This is a genomic window from Microcoleus sp. A006_D1, assembly GCF_036702805.1.
Classification (GTDB): Bacteria; Cyanobacteriota; Cyanobacteriia; order Cyanobacteriales; family Microcoleaceae; genus Microcoleus.
Map to the genome: position 1 here is coordinate 17,201 of NZ_JAUBVZ010000026.1, position 15,702 is coordinate 32,902.

16 protein-coding genes, 1 tRNA gene and 1 pseudogene are annotated in these 15,702 nt (G+C 43.8%); 11 read left to right on the top strand and 7 right to left on the bottom strand.

Annotated elements, in window-relative coordinates:
* Positions 1-146 precede the first annotated feature (146 nt).
* Positions 147-632, bottom strand: coding sequence for a helix-turn-helix transcriptional regulator (locus QUB68_RS28520; protein ID WP_332998276.1), 486 nt, complete (start codon positions 630-632; stop codon positions 147-149).
* Between the two features lie 100 nt (positions 633-732).
* Here QUB68_RS28520 and QUB68_RS28525 point away from each other — a divergent pair, with 100 nt between their 5' ends.
* From QUB68_RS28525 to QUB68_RS28545, 5 genes are all read left to right on the top strand, one after another.
* On the top strand, positions 733-1,605 hold the full coding sequence (locus tag QUB68_RS28525; RefSeq protein ID WP_332998277.1) for a VWA domain-containing protein: 873 nt from the start codon (positions 733-735) through the stop codon (positions 1,603-1,605).
* Positions 1,606-1,712: 107 nt separating this feature from the next.
* Positions 1,713-3,095, top strand: coding sequence for a hypothetical protein (locus QUB68_RS28530; RefSeq protein ID WP_332998278.1), 1,383 nt, complete (start codon positions 1,713-1,715; stop codon positions 3,093-3,095).
* Positions 3,046-5,121 (top strand): DUF1036 domain-containing protein, encoded by a 2,076-nt coding sequence (locus QUB68_RS28535; protein WP_332998279.1) that lies wholly within the window; start codon positions 3,046-3,048, stop codon positions 5,119-5,121. Before QUB68_RS28530 ends, QUB68_RS28535 begins: the two co-directional genes overlap by 50 nt.
* Positions 5,122-5,145: 24 nt before the next feature.
* A complete protein-coding gene (locus tag QUB68_RS28540; protein WP_332998280.1) occupies positions 5,146-5,373 on the top strand; it encodes an AbrB/MazE/SpoVT family DNA-binding domain-containing protein in 228 nt (75 codons plus the stop codon).
* A gap of 116 nt (positions 5,374-5,489) precedes the next feature.
* Positions 5,490-5,801, top strand: a complete 312-nt coding sequence (locus QUB68_RS28545; protein ID WP_332998281.1) for a DUF433 domain-containing protein — start codon at positions 5,490-5,492, stop codon at positions 5,799-5,801.
* Positions 5,802-5,845: 44 nt separating this feature from the next.
* Here the strand turns inward: QUB68_RS28545 and QUB68_RS28550 are convergent, their stop codons facing one another.
* The 4 genes from QUB68_RS28550 to QUB68_RS28565 all read right to left on the bottom strand — a co-directional run bounded on the left by QUB68_RS28550 (position 5,846) and on the right by QUB68_RS28565 (position 8,551).
* Complete coding sequence (locus QUB68_RS28550; RefSeq protein ID WP_332998282.1) at positions 5,846-6,250, bottom strand: type II toxin-antitoxin system VapC family toxin; 405 nt, start codon at positions 6,248-6,250, stop codon at positions 5,846-5,848.
* Complete coding sequence (locus tag QUB68_RS28555; RefSeq protein ID WP_332998283.1) at positions 6,250-6,474, bottom strand: DUF2281 domain-containing protein; 225 nt, start codon at positions 6,472-6,474, stop codon at positions 6,250-6,252. The genes QUB68_RS28550 and QUB68_RS28555 overlap by 1 nt, the downstream gene beginning before the upstream one ends.
* Positions 6,475-6,696: 222 nt before the next feature.
* Complete coding sequence (locus QUB68_RS28560; protein ID WP_332998284.1) at positions 6,697-7,356, bottom strand: Uma2 family endonuclease; 660 nt, start codon at positions 7,354-7,356, stop codon at positions 6,697-6,699.
* A 31-nt stretch (positions 7,357-7,387) separates the two neighbouring features.
* Entirely contained in the window at positions 7,388-8,551 is a 1,164-nt protein-coding gene (locus QUB68_RS28565; RefSeq protein WP_332998285.1) for an aminotransferase class V-fold PLP-dependent enzyme, read from the bottom strand.
* A 198-nt stretch (positions 8,552-8,749) separates the two neighbouring features.
* Between QUB68_RS28565 and QUB68_RS28570 the strand changes: the two genes are divergently transcribed.
* From QUB68_RS28570 to QUB68_RS28585, 4 genes are all read left to right on the top strand, one after another.
* The gene (locus tag QUB68_RS28570) at positions 8,750-10,609 is read left to right on the top strand and encodes a TM0106 family RecB-like putative nuclease (RefSeq protein ID WP_332998286.1); all 1,860 of its coding nucleotides are present in this window, start codon (positions 8,750-8,752) and stop codon (positions 10,607-10,609) included.
* Positions 10,610-10,818: 209 nt separating this feature from the next.
* Positions 10,819-11,949, top strand: a complete 1,131-nt coding sequence (locus tag QUB68_RS28575; protein ID WP_332998287.1) for an esterase-like activity of phytase family protein — start codon at positions 10,819-10,821, stop codon at positions 11,947-11,949.
* A 56-nt stretch (positions 11,950-12,005) separates the two neighbouring features.
* Positions 12,006-12,079 (top strand) — tRNA-Asp (locus QUB68_RS28580).
* A gap of 162 nt (positions 12,080-12,241) precedes the next feature.
* On the top strand, positions 12,242-12,907 hold the full coding sequence (locus QUB68_RS28585) for a Uma2 family endonuclease (protein ID WP_332998288.1): 666 nt from the start codon (positions 12,242-12,244) through the stop codon (positions 12,905-12,907).
* Positions 12,908-12,932: 25 nt separating this feature from the next.
* Here QUB68_RS28585 and QUB68_RS28590 read toward each other — a convergent pair whose 3' ends face one another.
* Both QUB68_RS28590 and QUB68_RS28595 read right to left on the bottom strand, forming a co-directional pair.
* On the bottom strand, positions 12,933-13,142 hold the full coding sequence (locus tag QUB68_RS28590; protein WP_332998289.1) for a hypothetical protein: 210 nt from the start codon (positions 13,140-13,142) through the stop codon (positions 12,933-12,935).
* A gap of 81 nt (positions 13,143-13,223) precedes the next feature.
* Positions 13,224-13,706, bottom strand: coding sequence for a thiol-disulfide oxidoreductase DCC family protein (locus QUB68_RS28595; RefSeq protein ID WP_332998290.1), 483 nt, complete (start codon positions 13,704-13,706; stop codon positions 13,224-13,226).
* 85 nt (positions 13,707-13,791) lie between these two features.
* Between QUB68_RS28595 and QUB68_RS28600 the strand changes: the two genes are divergently transcribed.
* Both QUB68_RS28600 and gltX read left to right on the top strand, forming a co-directional pair.
* Positions 13,792-13,959: a hypothetical protein gene (locus QUB68_RS28600; protein ID WP_332998291.1), complete on the top strand. Its 168-nt coding sequence runs from the start codon at positions 13,792-13,794 to the stop codon at positions 13,957-13,959.
* Between the two features lie 64 nt (positions 13,960-14,023).
* Positions 14,024-15,445, top strand: a pseudogene (gene gltX / locus QUB68_RS28605) (glutamate--tRNA ligase); the annotation flags it as partial.
* Positions 15,446-15,702: the final 257 nt, after the last annotated feature.

Here is a 15,702-nt window from a genome sequence, read left to right on the forward strand (position 1 = left end):
TTTGCGAAGATACTGCGTTGAAATGGCAGATTTAGTGAAAAACCCGGTTTCTTTTGTTGGGGTGCGTAGGTCGAAATTTGGGCGAAAAGGGCGATCGACCTTTGGTGTTTTTTGCTGAAAGGGCGAGCGCAAGTTTTGTCGATAATTTAGTTATTAGTGTGGTTGTTGTTTAGGTCTTCTGCTGAGGGTTCTGAAGGTAATTGATCTGTCAGTTGCAAGTCTATTTCAATTGTTATTCGATTTTTTTTAATACTGATATTTGCTATCTTTCCGATGATGTCAACAGGTACACAATTCTTCAATTTAGCTTCAGCAGATGACTGAGTTTTATATCCGGCTCCTTCAAGCCACTCAGTAATATTCCTCCAGTTGTCCATTTTTTCATGAGATTTGCCAACGAGACTTTTAACGTGTGGATACAGAGTCGTACACATCTCACTTTCCACACCTTTAACACTCTTATGAAGCTTTTCAGCGATTTCGGCGGGACTGTAACCACAAAGCAATCCCCGCAGGTGCAGCTTTTCAACGGGTGTGAGACGCTTTCCCTTAGCTGAGGATAGGTCGATGTACAGCGTTTCCAAGTCCCAGTGGTTGGCAGCTTGGGTGAATTGTTCATTGGTATATGGCATCGCAGGGATTCTTTATAAAAAATTTTCCTAGCTTAATCCTAGCGTAATTTGTAGCGTTCGCTAAGTTTAAGCTGAGGTCGGCTAGTTTATTATCAAATAAATGCACGATAGTACAGCAATGTCATACACTCAATCACTCAGTAGCGAAAATCCGGGATACATTCTCATTCTAATTGACCAATCAGGTTCAATGTCGTCTGGCTTCGGCGGTACAACAGGAGGCTCTAAGGCACAGGAATGTGCAAAGGCTGTTAACCGTGTCTTGCGGGAAATAGGTTTAACTTGTACAGCAGGTTCAGTCATTAAGAATCGATGCGATATTTCAGTGCTGAGCTATGGTGCATCTGGCGATCAAGCAAAAAACGCTTTTGGAGGGAACTTAGCTTCTAAACCAGTTGTGACAATGCAAGAATTAGTCAACAACTGCCTCAGAGTCGATACCGTCAAAATGAAAATCTCTGACGGTGCTGGCGGACTGGTAGAAGTTGACGAACAATTTCCGATCTGGATTGACTCAATTGCTAGTGGTGGAACCCCAATGGCAGCCGCTTTTGAGATGGCTTATAAGCTGGTAGATAGTTGGACTAAAAGCCATCCGGCAAGTTTTCCGCCAATCCTAGTTAACATCACTGATGGTGCGCCGGATAGCCAACCTGATACCCAAATTGCGGTCTCGAAGTTATCTAAATTAGGAACCAGTGACGGCACTACCTTAATACTTAATGCACACATCTCGGCAGGCAAAGCCGCTAGAGTAGAATTACCTTCTTCGCCAAGTGAGTTACCATCAGGAGATGGGAATGCCCAGTTTTTATTTGATATCTCTAGCGAATTGCCACCAGTTATGTTTGAGCGTGCAGGGGCAGTGGGTTATAACAACCTTGCACCTGGCTCAAGAGGATTTGTTTATAACGCTGATGTTGAGACAATGATTCGGCTATTGGATGTTGGAACCAAGTCTAATTTACAGTAATTGCAGTTTATTTTTAAGCCAAGCTAACTCAGATAAGCTAGTCGCTTTTCCAATTACTAAGAGTTAACTTTCAAGCAATCCATCTCATCAGAATAGATGAAGGAAAAATGCAAAATCACAATCATAATGAGATAGCCCACTTCACCATGCCAAAGGTAGGTGAGCAGGAAACAGATATACAGGATGTTTGTTGCTGGAGTACCGACAGAAGTCTAGCCGCGATCGCCGATGGTGCTTCTACTTCTCTCTGGCCTAGAGAGTGGGCTAATTTTCTGGTTGAACATTTTTGTCACCATAATCAAGATTCAATCGCCAGCATTCATGAACGATGGGAAGAATGGTTGCGCCCCTTGCAGGAAAAGTGGAGACAGCACTCTCTCAAGATCAAAAAAGACCCAACTATTCCCTGGTATGCACAGGGGTCGAAAGATAAGGATCATGGTTCAGCTACTTTTGTAGGTCTAAAACTTCGACCGCCAAATGAAGCAGGTGAAAAAATCTGGGAAGCTTTAGCTGTTGGTGATAGCTGCTTGTTTCAAATCAAGCCTAATTCAGATGAGTTAGTAGCTTTCCTACTTAATAAATCGGAACAATTTACGACAGTAACAAACTGTTTTCACAGTCTGCCAGAGTACAAGTCATATCCGCCTGCTTTTAGGAATGATTTGTACGAAGAAGGAGACATATTTTTACTAGCAACTGATGCCTTAGCAGAGTGGATTATCAAGGATTGTGAAAATCGTACCGATAGATGGAAAAAATTGATATCAGTTGCTACCCAAGAGGAATTTACTAATTTTATTAACCAGCTTAGAGATGACAGACTGATTAAAAATGACGATACCACACTTTTGCGACTTAAGGTTGTAATCCCCGAAGGTAAAAAACCTAAGCCATCACAGCAAAACCCTCCAAAATCCACCGTTCACCCTCGGAAAATTCTTGTAATTACAGCAGGGATAATAGCATTTTTAGCGTTGATTACACTAATGATTTTTATAAGTATTAAAAAGCAGCAAAAGTCTGACACTAATGTTGCTAAAAAACAGACTATAAATAATGTTCCTACACCTACTAAATCTACAACAGGGGGGAACTTTTCTAGTGCTAGTGATAGCAGTAGCTACCGATCTAGTTATCCTGAACTACCTATCTACTCTGTTGAAAGCAGTGAGAGTGACAAACCTATCGGTTATCTTTTGAAAAAACCGTCTGAACTGGAAAATTCACAATCATTGTGGGTTCACATTCCGAAAGCGTATCTATATAAAACAGAAGAAACCGATCGATTTATTATGACAATTCCTGCTGATGCTACACCTCTAGCACTCTATATAGACAAGCCTGCACCAAAGGATATTTCGCCTCAAGACTTTGCTGGTTACTTGCTACCTGCACAATACTCTGTTTTTCAGCCTATAGATTCAAGAACATTCAAGGATGCTCGTTGGGTTAAGGTTAACTTTAGGTGGGAAAACAAAGGGGGATAATATTTTGCCAAAAACTCATGTTCTCTATCCAACTGCCGGTAAATATTCCAGTGCTCTTCGTCATCCTCAAATTACATTTAAGAACCTTGACCCAATATTAGTTACTGGCAAACCTATAGAAAAAGCAGCCAATAGTATAGGATTCAAAGATTTATGGAGTGCCGCTGGTGGCTTTGCCTGCGTTTTTAAATATGAAACTTTCAATCCTCAAAAATTGTGGGCTGTTAGATGTTTTCTACAAAGTACATCGAGTGTTGCCACTCATTATAGCAAGGTTTCCACTCGCCTCCCAAATATTCCTTGCTCATTTTATTTTGTTGAATGTAGCTTCTTAGCTGAGGGAATTAGAGTTGATGGCAACCTTTATCCAACTGTCAAAATGGAATGGGCTGATGGTAAAGATTTAAGGACGTTTATTCGAGATAATCTCAACAATAAAAATAAATTAGATTTGTTAGCTCAAGCTTGGGTAAAATTATCAAAAGACTTGGCTGACAATGGAATTGCTCATGGGGATTTACAACATGGCAATATCACCGTTGATGATAGTAATGGCATAAATCTAAAATTAATTGACTACGATAGCCTTTATTTTTCTGTAGATGGCAATGCCATTAATGACGAAATTAAAGGTATACCTGATTATCAGCATCCATTGAGATCGAAACTCCAAAAACAGTGCCTTCAAATAGATTTTTTCCCTCAATTAGTTATTTATCTCTCAATTGTCGCAATTGCTGAAAATCCTCATCTATGGAACACTTATAATCTCGATAATACAGAAAGATTGTTGTTCTCTGTTCCAGATTTCCAAAATCCCGATCGATCGCAAGTTTTTCAAGTTCTCTCTCAACTCTCTCCCAATATTATTGCACGACTTGCTGATGAGCTTAAAAAAATTTGCAAGCTAACAGATTTTAACAAAATTCCTTCCCTTGATGATGTACTGAAGCTTGTTGCACCAACTCCAATAGATGTAACAAGTTTATTCACGGGTTCTCAACAAAATAAACAAGGCTCTGCTACATCAAAAGCCTCACAGCCAATAGATGTAACAAGTTTATTCACGGGTTCTCAACAAAATAAACAAGGGGCTGCTACATCAGGCACTTCACAGCCAATAGATGTAACAAATTTATTCACAGGTTCTCAGCAAAATACCAATCGAAAAGTCAATTTTCAACCAGGAAATTCAACGCAAGGTACACAACCGATGAATACCTCGCAAAATTCACCTACTCAACCAACTCAAAAAGGGAGTTATCCTGTTTTGGTAAAAACTATTGCTGTAATTTCAACAGTCATTGCTACTGCTCTTGGTGGATTCTGTTACTACCAGTATCAACAAATTAATCAAGTTAAGCAACAAATAGAAAAAATTAGACTTGATAAGAAATTGATTCCACCCAAAGGAAACAAACCATCTTTGTCAGTTGAACTACAAGACGTTATGAATGTATTTAAAGGAAAGGAGTCATTTTTATATCTAAACATAGAAGAATTAATCTCCGAAATAGAAACCCAAAACTCAGATTTTGAAACAGAGATTAATAATTGGAAAAGTAGAGTTAATAAACTAGAAGGTCAAAATGGCTCTTTGCAGGAGGAACGCGATCGGTTGCAAAGCAAAGTGAATGAATTTGAAAAAACTACTTATATAAACTTCTGCAACAAAACTTCTAGCAAACAGATAGCTGCTGCATTTGCATATTGGGACGGAAAAGGATTGACTTCACGAGGTTGGTGGATGGTTGAGGCTGGAAAATGTATGGAAATTGGTCTTGACCAAAATTATCGTGGCAATGTATATATTCATGGAACATACAATAGAGGTGAAAGAAGTTGGGGAGCGGGAAATTCATCATTTTGTGTAGATATAGTTAATGCTTTCAAGATTCCGAACAGCGACAAAGCTAGTTGTAGTGGCGGCAATCAAAGAAAAGTAAAAATGAGTGAGTTTGGTGTTTCTCCTGGTACAAATAATTGGAATTTTAATGATAAGGATTCAACACTGGAAGGTATATAACGTTTTTTTATATTCTCAATTAAAATGACACCATACACATTAAACTTACCCCTTCAACTACAGCAAGAAGCTGAAAAATTAGCGGCACTCCAAGGCATTTCACTCGATGAGTTTATTCTCTGGGCTGTAGCCGAAAAAGTGGCCGCCCTCAAGCAGCATTATTCACTTGAGGAATTGGTTGAGGCGATCGCGCCAGAGAATGTTCATACTGAGATTGATAGTGGAGTTGCTGTGGGGAAAGAAGTTTGGTAGCATAAAGGTGCTATCATAATCCCCATATTGGGAGAGGAAATAGACGCATCTATTGCCGCCGAGCAAATTATCGAAGCTGCAAGTTTATGAACCGCTATTGCATCTAGATATCGATTATGACCATCAAAGAACAACTTCTCCAAACCATTGAAACACTGCCTGATGACTTGCTGGCAGCCACCCTGAAATTTGTCCAAACCCTTGAGTATCCTATTCACAAAACTCCAGGAATTTGTGGCGGTGCAGCGCGAATTCGTGATACTCGCATTCCCGTGTGGACGATTGTCGCTTACCAACAACAGGGCGCAACTGAAGCCGAACTTCTCTATAATTATCCTGGACTCACCCTTCAGAATTTGCAAGCGGTTGTGAACTATTACGATCGCAACCGAGAAGAAATCGATGGGTGGCTGGCTGAAAATGAATGACTGCTTCACTCAAGATACACAGCCGATGCACATTCCAGTCATACTCACCAAATTGTCTGAATAGTGGTTAACGCTTGAATTTTTGCGTCGCGGGTGACTAACGGAAGATTCAAATATAAAGCAGTGGCAGCAATAATCCTGTCTGGCATATCAGGAACCGTTGCCCTGTCAATTTGTTGAATAGTTGCCGAGATATTGCGATCCAAAGGTGCTAGCAGAATCCCCACATTTGGATCGTCCGCAGCATTTAAAATTCGTGTCAGCACTTCGCCTGCCAAACGCCCTCGCTCAATCAAGTAAGAAATTTCTACAATTGAAATTGCGGAAAAGTAGATAAAATTTCCCTCATTAATCGCTTGTTCCAATGCTGTTAATGCTGTTGGCGACAATCTTGGTAGTTCAAAAATGTACCAAATCAGGGTATGGGTATCTGCTACGACTGAGGGCATCAAACAATCTCCCTGGGAAAATTTCCCCACATTTCTTGTCTGGCTTGGGCGATGTCTTCTTCCGTAATATCTACTTTCAAGTCAGCACACAAGCCTTTGGCACTCTTGAGCGGTCGTTTAGGCATATTTTTTTGTTGAAGAAACTCAGCAAAATCTAAAACTTCTTGCTGTCTCTCCGGGGGCAATGCCCGCAACTTATCTAAAACTGCTTGCTCTAAATTCATGGTTCATTTACCTCCGTAATTAATCCAAAATAATCTTCACGTCTTTGCTTAGCAAATCTAAAAAATGTTTTTTAAACCAGACCATTTTTTTGATTGTACTGTAATTTAGTGGTATCCGAGCACCGTCTGCTTTTAGTATAGCGTTTCTAAGTCAACTGAGATGCTCGCCTTATCCAGAAACCCGATTTCTTTAAAAACCGGATTTCTGCTCGTTGTTCTGGCTTAGATGCTATCAGGATCGATGTTCAATTCGCGCAGTTTTGCTGCTAAACGTTCTGCCCGCTGCGAGGCTTCTTCAGCGCGCCGTCGCTCTAATTCTCGCTGTTGATCTAATTCGGAATAGGAAAGAAACTTTTCTCGATCAGGTCGATAAATTTCTAACCCTGTTTCTGGTAACTCAAAGCGCACTCCCAATCTCGGACTTATCCAGCCCTCTATCGGTTCAATTACTTCTAACACTCCTTCAATTCTTTGCCAACCAATTAACTCGTTTTCTGCGGGATCGTAAAGATAATACTCCTCGACTCCATAGCGATTATAAAATGAAAATTTCTTGCTCATCTTGGTTTGATTATCGCTAAAAGAGCGAATCTCAAACACGACTTGGGGAGCAATATTATCTTCGCTAAATTGCAGGTAGGAGCGTCGATCCTCTTTTGATCTGCCAAAGATCACCATCACATCCGGTGCTTGAGATATGTCATTTCTTCTCTCAAGCGGATACCACAGTAAATCGGCGGCTACAAACACGTTGGGGTCATCTTTAAACAGCAACTCGCAACCTTCTTTGATAGTGACAATTAATTTGTATTGAATTGTGCTATCTGCCATTGGTTGACCGTCGCTACATGGATAAATTATTTCTTCGGTTGTGACTTGCATAATTGTTGTCTCCGAGAAGTATCTCAGCTTATTATATCCTTTCCATTTGACTAAGAACACCCTCAACCAACCGATCGATTTCCGCCTCAGTTGTAAAATAGTGAACACAAGCCCGAACGCAATCAGGATCTAGAATTGTCCTTACCATAATTCCCTGTTTTTCCAACAAATTAACTAACTGGTTGTGCGGCTTCCCATTCATCAATCGAAACGAAACTAAACCCGCTTCCGGTGCAGATTTCCGCAAACATTCCACATCGGGAAGTTCCGACAGACGCTCCCAGAGATACTTGCTCAAACGACAAATTTCTGCATACCTTTCCTGAATCGTACCCCATTCGTGCTGAAGGGCGATCGCACTTCGCAAACCAGAATACAAAGGATAAGCCGAAGTCGCAATCTCGTAGCGCTGAGCTCCAGCCTTCCAGCCAATCACCTTAGCATGAGAATCCGTCACAATTCCCCGCCAACCGATAAACACCGGGTGCAAATCTGCCAAAGCTGCTGCACTCACATAAAGCCCGCCCAAACCTTCCGGGCCGCACCACCATTTGTGACCAGTAAAAGCATAAAAGTCAACCCCCGATTCAATCAAATTCAAAGGCAAAACTCCCACAGATTGAGCCGCATCAACTAAAACTTTCACTTTGGTTTCATGACAGACATTCACAATCTCAGTCAGAGGCAAAACTTGACCGGTATTCCACAAAATATGACTGATTACCAACAACCGAGTATTTGGCTGCAAACAATCAGCAATCGCCGCCACCGGATCACCTTCATTCAAAGTTGCCGCCAACGGACAAACCGCAACCTCAAGGTTGAAACGGCGCTGAAGTTCCATTACACTAGCTACAATGCCCGGATGTTCGCAATCAGAAAGCAGCAGTCGATCGCCCGCTTTCCAGTCAATGCCCCACAGCGCAATATTGCAGCCCACGGTGACATCTTCCGTCAGGGCGATGGTTTCAGCAGGTACGGCCAACTCAGATGCGATCGCCCGTCGCGTCAGCATCGCCTCCTGAACCACCCAAGCCCCCACCTCCCCCGAAAACGGCCCCCCAAGCTGCACCCGCTTGTAAGCCTCATAAATCGCCTCTAAAGCAGGCTCAGGGAGTGGCCCTTGTCCGCCGTAGTTAAAATAAGCTTTATTGGTCAAAGCTGGGAATTGTTGCCGATGAGTGTCCTTTGTCATATTTTCTGGGAAATTATTGATAGCGTTAATATTGCATAAATGTCGATCGTCAAAAACCTCTGTAAAAAAGGTTTATTCTTCCTTTTTCCTTTTTTATTCTGAATTCAGACTTCAGAATTAAGAATTCTATCCGTTACATCCGTTACAAAATCCGTTGCCGAACTTGCTTCTAATTATTCTATGCCTTGCGAACACTAAATGTTAATAACTGACAAACTACTACTTTCCTACCAGCGATGCAATCTCCGAGCATTTTTAGACACCTGCGGAGACTGGAAACAACAAGACCCCCCCAGCGACTTTCTGCTGAAACTGATGCGCGACAGCGGGACGTATCAGCAGCAGGTTTTGGAACACGAGACTTACCAACAACCATTTTATCCTAGAGGGGATTGGGAAGCTGGGGCGGCTGCTACTTTGAGTTTAATGCAGCAAGGAGTCGATCGCATTTATCGAGGAGTTCTTGTCCAGGGCGAATTCGGCAAAATCAGCGGTGTAACAGATTCTCTAGTAGGAATTGACAATCAATATTTCCCAGAAATTAGCGAAATTCCCGAAACTTCCGTTCATCTTTCCTCCTCAATCCTACACTCTTCAAACATTACCCTCGTCAGCCGCCCGCATTTATTAATCAAACAGCCCGGACAATCGAAATTTGGCGATTGGAGTTATGCTACTGCGGATATTTGGCTTAGCAAAAGACCGAAACTAGACTATCAAATTATTGCAGCTTTTCACGCCCAAGTGTTGGCTTCCATGCAGGGAACAATGCCAGAGACTGCGTGGCTGATGCTGCGAACAAAAGGGCCTTGGCAAGTCAATCTCGATCAGCGAACTCCTCAGATGTTCGAGATTTTAGATAACTGCATTCAGATGATCGAAAATCGGGATAAACCAGAGGTGTTCATCTCCCGCCAAAAGTGCAATCTTTGCGGTTGGTATACTATCTGTCATGCAGAAGCAGAATCTATTAAACATCTTTCGTTATTGCCGGGAGTTACGGCCGGCCGCTATGCTAGATTAAAGACTCTCAAAATTACTGATGTAAAATCTCTCGCTAATGCTAGTTCCGCATTGCTTGCTGACTATCCAGAATTTCCCGATGGAGTGGCTTTTGATGTGGTGCGGCAAGCTCAATCTCATTTGCTAAATCAACCGCTGTTGCGGGAAGAAAGAAGTTCGGCAGCGGATTCTGTAGCGGATTTAGCGGATGTCACGGATGCAGGTTCGGCAGCGGATTTTGTCGCGGATTTAGCGGATGTCACGGATGTAGGTTCGGCAGCGGATTTTGTCGCGGATTTAGCGGATGTCACGGATGTAGGTTCGGTTGTGGCAGAGGTTAATCAGTTTATAAGAATACCAGAAAATGCAATAAATCGTTTAGTAATAGCTAATATTGAGTTGGTAAAGGCTACAGAAAATAAATCTACTGCACCTTCTAAACCAGCGCCAATTCTCCGCAGCAAGCCAATTCCTTATTCTCAATCTGTGTTTTTGCCGATCGCCCCAATCGAACTCTACTTTGACATTGAAGCGGAACCGGAGATGAACTTAGATTATCTCCACGGAGTCTTAGTTGTGGACAGGTACAACAATACTGAAAAATTCCACGGTTTCCTGGCAGAATCCGCAGCCGAGGAAGGTGCAATCTGGGAGCAATTTTTAGAATTAATGTGGGCTTATCCCATTGCTCCCATTTTCCACTTTTGCGACTACGAAGTCAAAACTTTTAAACGCCTAGCTAAACTTTACAAAACTCCGGCTTATTTGTGGAAGCCCGTGTTGAAACGGTTTGTGGATATTCACAAGCAAGTTACGCAAAAAGCGATTATGCCGGTGGAAAGTTACGCGCTCAAACCCATTGCCCGTTGGCTGGGTTTTGACTGGCGTGATGCTAAGGCTAATGGTGCTCAGTGTGTCTGCTGGTACGATGATTGGCTCAAAACGGGCGATCGATCGATCTTGGAGGCGATCGTCCGCTACAATGAGGACGACTGTCGTGCTACTTACGTCGTTAAAGATTGGTTGACCAATTTTTTGCTAAGCCAGAAACAGTGATTTTATGATTTAACGAACCGCGAAGACGCTAAGGCCGCGAAAGACGAAAGAGAAGAAGATAGGTAAGCTAAAAAACATTTAATTTGCATTTTGAAAACTCTTATTGTTTTGGGTGGGCATCCGGTAAAATTCTTGTGGGGTGGGCATCTTGCCCGCCCCAAATATGTGGGTCAAAAGTGGAATAGTTTAACAACGGATTTATTCGTACAATGCGAAATTTAGCAAAAGCAACTATATTTATTGCCTGTTTTTTGGTGGCAGCAACTGTTACTATTTTGGTAAACCTGTCAGCCCAATCTTTCGCTGTCACCAAAATAGATTTTATCGGCAGAGCAATATTTCCTACGGGTTCTCCGTTTCAGGGGACGGAAATTGGCGGGCTTTCGGGCATTACTTATGATGCCGACAAACAAGTTTATTATGCCATTTCTGATGACCGCAGCAGCAAGGCTCCGGCGCGCTTCTATACTCTCAAAATAAACAGCTTGCAATCTGGTAAGCTGGAAAAAGAAAATATTGCATTTACTGGCGTTACTACTTTATTAGATGAAAACGGCGAAAGTTTTCCGAATTTAAGTTTAGATCCGGAAGGAATAGCTTTTACTGGCAATAGCGTGTTTGTTTCTTCTGAGGGAGATGTCGATCGCCAAATCGCTCCTTTTGTCAAAGAATTCTCCCTCGATGGTAAACTGCTGAAAACGCTGCCCATTCCTGAACTATTTTTGCCCGACGACAAAGGCACTAAAGGCATTCGCAATAATCTCGCTTTTGAAAGTTTGACTCTAACGCCAGACCAAAAATACCTCTTTACCGCCACCGAAAACGCTATCGTACAAGATGGCGCCGTGCCTTCCCTGGAAAAGGGCAGCCCGTGCCGGATTTTGCGGTACGATGCAGTCAGCGGCAATCCAGATGCCTCTTTTGCCTACATCACCGAACCGCTACCCGCCGGCGCGAATCCTGTGGGAAAATTAACTAGCAACGGTTTAGTGGATTTATTGGCGATCGATAATAACCGCTTGCTGAGTTTAGAGCGCGCTTTCTCCCTGGAAACCGGCATTACTGTTAGATTATTTGAGATTTCCTTAGAAAAAGCCGATCGCATTGAAGCACTCCCAAGCCTCAAAAGCAGTCCCAGCGAGCTTTCCCCCGCTAAAAAACGGCTGCTGCTGGATTTGGAAACCCTGAAAATCCCCCTAGACAACATTGAGGGCTTGACATTTGGCCCCGAGTTAGCCGATGGTAGCAGAGGTCTGATTTTGGTGAGCGACAACAACTTCAGTCCCCTGCAAGAGACTCAAATTTTGGGCTTCCAAATAAAAGTTCAAAAAACCTCTTGACAAAAGGTGAGGTTATAGGCATAATAGAAATTGTGCCTGAAAGAAAGGCAAAACGAGGGACAGTAGTTCAATTGGTTAGAGCACCGCCCTGTCACGGCGGAAGTTGCGGGTTCGAGCCCCGTCTGTCCCGTTCTCTCGTAAATCAAAAGTCTAAGGCTTTAATCAGCCTTGTTCTAGATTAAGTTCGTTTGTAGTAAGGACTTTAGTCCTCAAAAATGTAAACAAGGACTAAAGTCCTGAGTGCGAACTTATGATAGTTAAATAACCGGACATGATTAAGGAGTGGGAAAATATGCTCGTTACGCCCATTAAGCCCTCACCGGAAAAAACTACACAACGGATAGTATTATCTAATATCAGTTGGCAGACTTATGAAAGCTTATTAACAGAAGCGGGAGACAAGAGATCCTCGCGATTTTCATATTCTCAAGGAGTCTTGGAAATTATCATGCCATCAGACTTGCATGAAACAATTAATTGTTTGCTAAAACGGATTGTTACAGCTTTGACTGAAGAGTTGGACTTGAAAATCAAGGGATTTGGTTCGACAACTCTCAACCGTGAAGATTTAAAACAAGGTGCAGAACCAGATTCGTGTTTTTATATCCAAAATGTCGATCGCATTCTAGGGAGAAGGCTTGACATCTCAACCGATCCGCCGCCAGACTTGGTGATAGAAGTTGATATTACCAGTCCTTCTTCTAATCGGTTTGTGGTTTACACACAGCTAGAAATTCCTGAATTTTGGCGGTATTCGGGACAAAGCGTACAAATTTATCAATTGCAAAATCGGGAATATATTATTTGCGATCGCAGTCCGACATTTCCCATCCTTTCTGCTGCAATGCTCAATCAATTTTTGCAGATGGCAGAAAGTCAAGATGATAATGCCATAATTCGAGCTTTGCGTCAATGGGTGAGCGAGGAATTGCGCTCGCCCGAAACAACTGAGCAATAATACTTGAGTTGCAGCGATTCTCAGGTCACAGATGCGAGATAATAAACGGTCGGGCAATCTGATAAAATAACACCAGGGCGATCGGCACTAGGATCGGAATAGCCACCAACAGTCCCCATTTGCCAAGCTTAAGTTTTTGACCGTCGGATTTGAAGAGGAAAGTCACAGCTACAATTCCCATGACTACCCAAAAGCCGCCGAAGCCCAGGAAAACTTTATATCCTGCGTCTTCCATTTTTTCTCCTGCTCTAATCTTAGTTGCAGTTTGTTTCTGCTGAAATCTGCAAATCGGTCGATCGCACTTACTCAATATGACTCATTCCGACTTGGGCCGACAGCGGCCTTGAGTTTCGCACTCGATCCGTGCAGTTCGATCGCTCATAATAGTTGCTAAATCCTGTCTTCCGGTCAACCTCAGCCGCCAGCCGGCCCAAATTCCGTACAGCCAATTGGCGATCGTCCCAATCACCGGCAACTTAGTAACAGCATAAATCCAGCCCATCCCCAGAATCTCATAAATGCGGCGGAAAACCTCTACATTTTTAATTGCCGTACCGTCGGGTAACACCGCGTGAATCCGGCCCATCGCCGTTTCGTAGTCGATTCCGCCGTGGGCTTCCGGGTTGTAGCCATCCTCCGCAATATCCACAAACGACACCAAACCTCGCCCCGCATCCCGTTTCTTCAAAAAATTCACCTCTCGCACGCACAGCGGACATTCAGCGTCGTACAGCAATTCGATTTGCCAAGACGGCTTAACCTCAACAGATTCGGAAAACTCAGTTTTAGCAGCAGACATAGGTAAATATATTTGAAGATCGATCGCACACAAACATTTTACAAGCATTAATAGTTATCAGGTGCTTTGAAAAATAGTCCCAAAGGTGAATCCAGTCTTGGCCGCCCGCAATGCTAATATCATCAAGATGCCGTCTGCTGCCTTGGCCGAGACTTTCGCCCGATCGCCGGCGAAGCGCACGATCGAGCAATTCGAGGCAAAGCAACTGCCAAGCACAACTTTTAAGCCGGCAACAAAATATAATAAAATTTGAAGTCTTAAACATCAGCAAATCCCCCAACCAGCAAATCGCCCCCAATCTAAAAGCAAAAAGATACATGAACGTCAGAGTCCGTCTAGCCCCCAGTCCCACCGGAAACCTCCACATCGGTACCGCCAGAACCGCCGTCTTTAACTGGCTGTTTGCCCGCAACCAAGGCGGCACATTCATCCTGCGGGTAGAAGACACAGATGTCGAACGTTCTAAAAGCGAATACACCGATAACATCCTCGAAGGACTCACATGGCTGGGGATGAACTGGGACGAAGGCCCGAGTTTTCAGTCGCAGCGTCTGGAAATCTACCGCCAAGCAGTCCAAACCCTGCTAGACAAAGGACTCGCCTACCGCTGCTACACCACGTCGGAAGAACTCGACGAAATGCGGGAAACACAAAAAGCCAACAAACAAGCGCCCCGCTACGACAACCGCCACCGCAACTTGACAAGCAAACAGCGCGCAGCTTTTGAAGGCGAAGGGCGGCAAGCTGTGATTCGGTTTATCATTGATGACGATCGCACAATTTGTTGGAACGACATGGTGCGCGACACCGTAACCTGGAAAGGTAGCGACCTCGGCGGCGACATGGTAATTGCCCGGGCATCCAGCGGCGGCGTCATCGGCCAACCCCTCTACAACCTCGCCGTAGTTGTCGATGACATCGACATGGCCATCACCCACGTCATCCGCGGCGAAGATCACATCGGCAATACTCCGAAACAAATATTGCTCTACGAAGCTTTGGGCGCGACAATCCCAGAATTTGCCCACACGCCGCTGATTTTAAACGCGCAAGGGCAAAAGCTTTCTAAACGCGATGGCGTAACCTCCATTTCTGACTTCAAAGATATGGGTTACATCCCCGAAGCTTTAGTCAATTACATGACTTTGCTGGGTTGGACTCCGCCGGATTCAACGCAGGAAATATTTACACTGTCGGAAGCAGCAGAATTATTTACATTCTATCGAGTCAACAAAGCTGGTGCAAAATTTGACTGGGATAAACTGAATTGGCTTAACGGTCAATACCTGCACAAAATGCCAGTGCCGCAATTGACAGATTTGCTGATACCTTATTGGCAGAAAGCCGGTTACGAGTTTGACGCCGAGGCAGACCGCCCCTGGCTGGAACAAATAGCTGCTTTAATCGGCGCAAGTCTCGTTCGCTTAACCGATGCTGTCGGTATGTGCAAGTTGTTCTTCTCCCCAACATTGGAATACGAAGAAGAAGCACTGGCGCAGTTGCAGCAATCAGGAGCAGCGGAGGCTTTACAAGCAGTTCTAGAAGTTCTCGAAACTCATTCTACCCTGACATCCGCCGAAGCTCAGAAAATCACTAAAAAGCTCAGTAAAGAGAAAAATCTTAACAAAGGGCTGATTATGCGATCGCTCAGAGCAGCTCTGACAGGTGCAATGCACGGCCCCGACCTGATAGAATCTTGGGTAATCCTTCACCAGCGAGGAACGGCTAAAACCCGCTTGCTTGATGCCGTTAGCAACTTGAATTTGTCGGCTGGTGGTGCCGTGGCCGAAACTCCTACCCCAGAACAAATCAAAGCCGAAACTTCCACCCCAATTCCCGCTGAAACTTCCGCCCCGGAACAGCCAGCAGTGGAAGTTTCAGCAGTCGAAACACCAACTGTTGAAACAGTCGCAACCCCGGTAGCAGAACCAGCAGCGGAAGTTACAGCAGTCGAAACACCGACTGTTGAAACAGCAGCGGAAGTTACAGCAGTCGA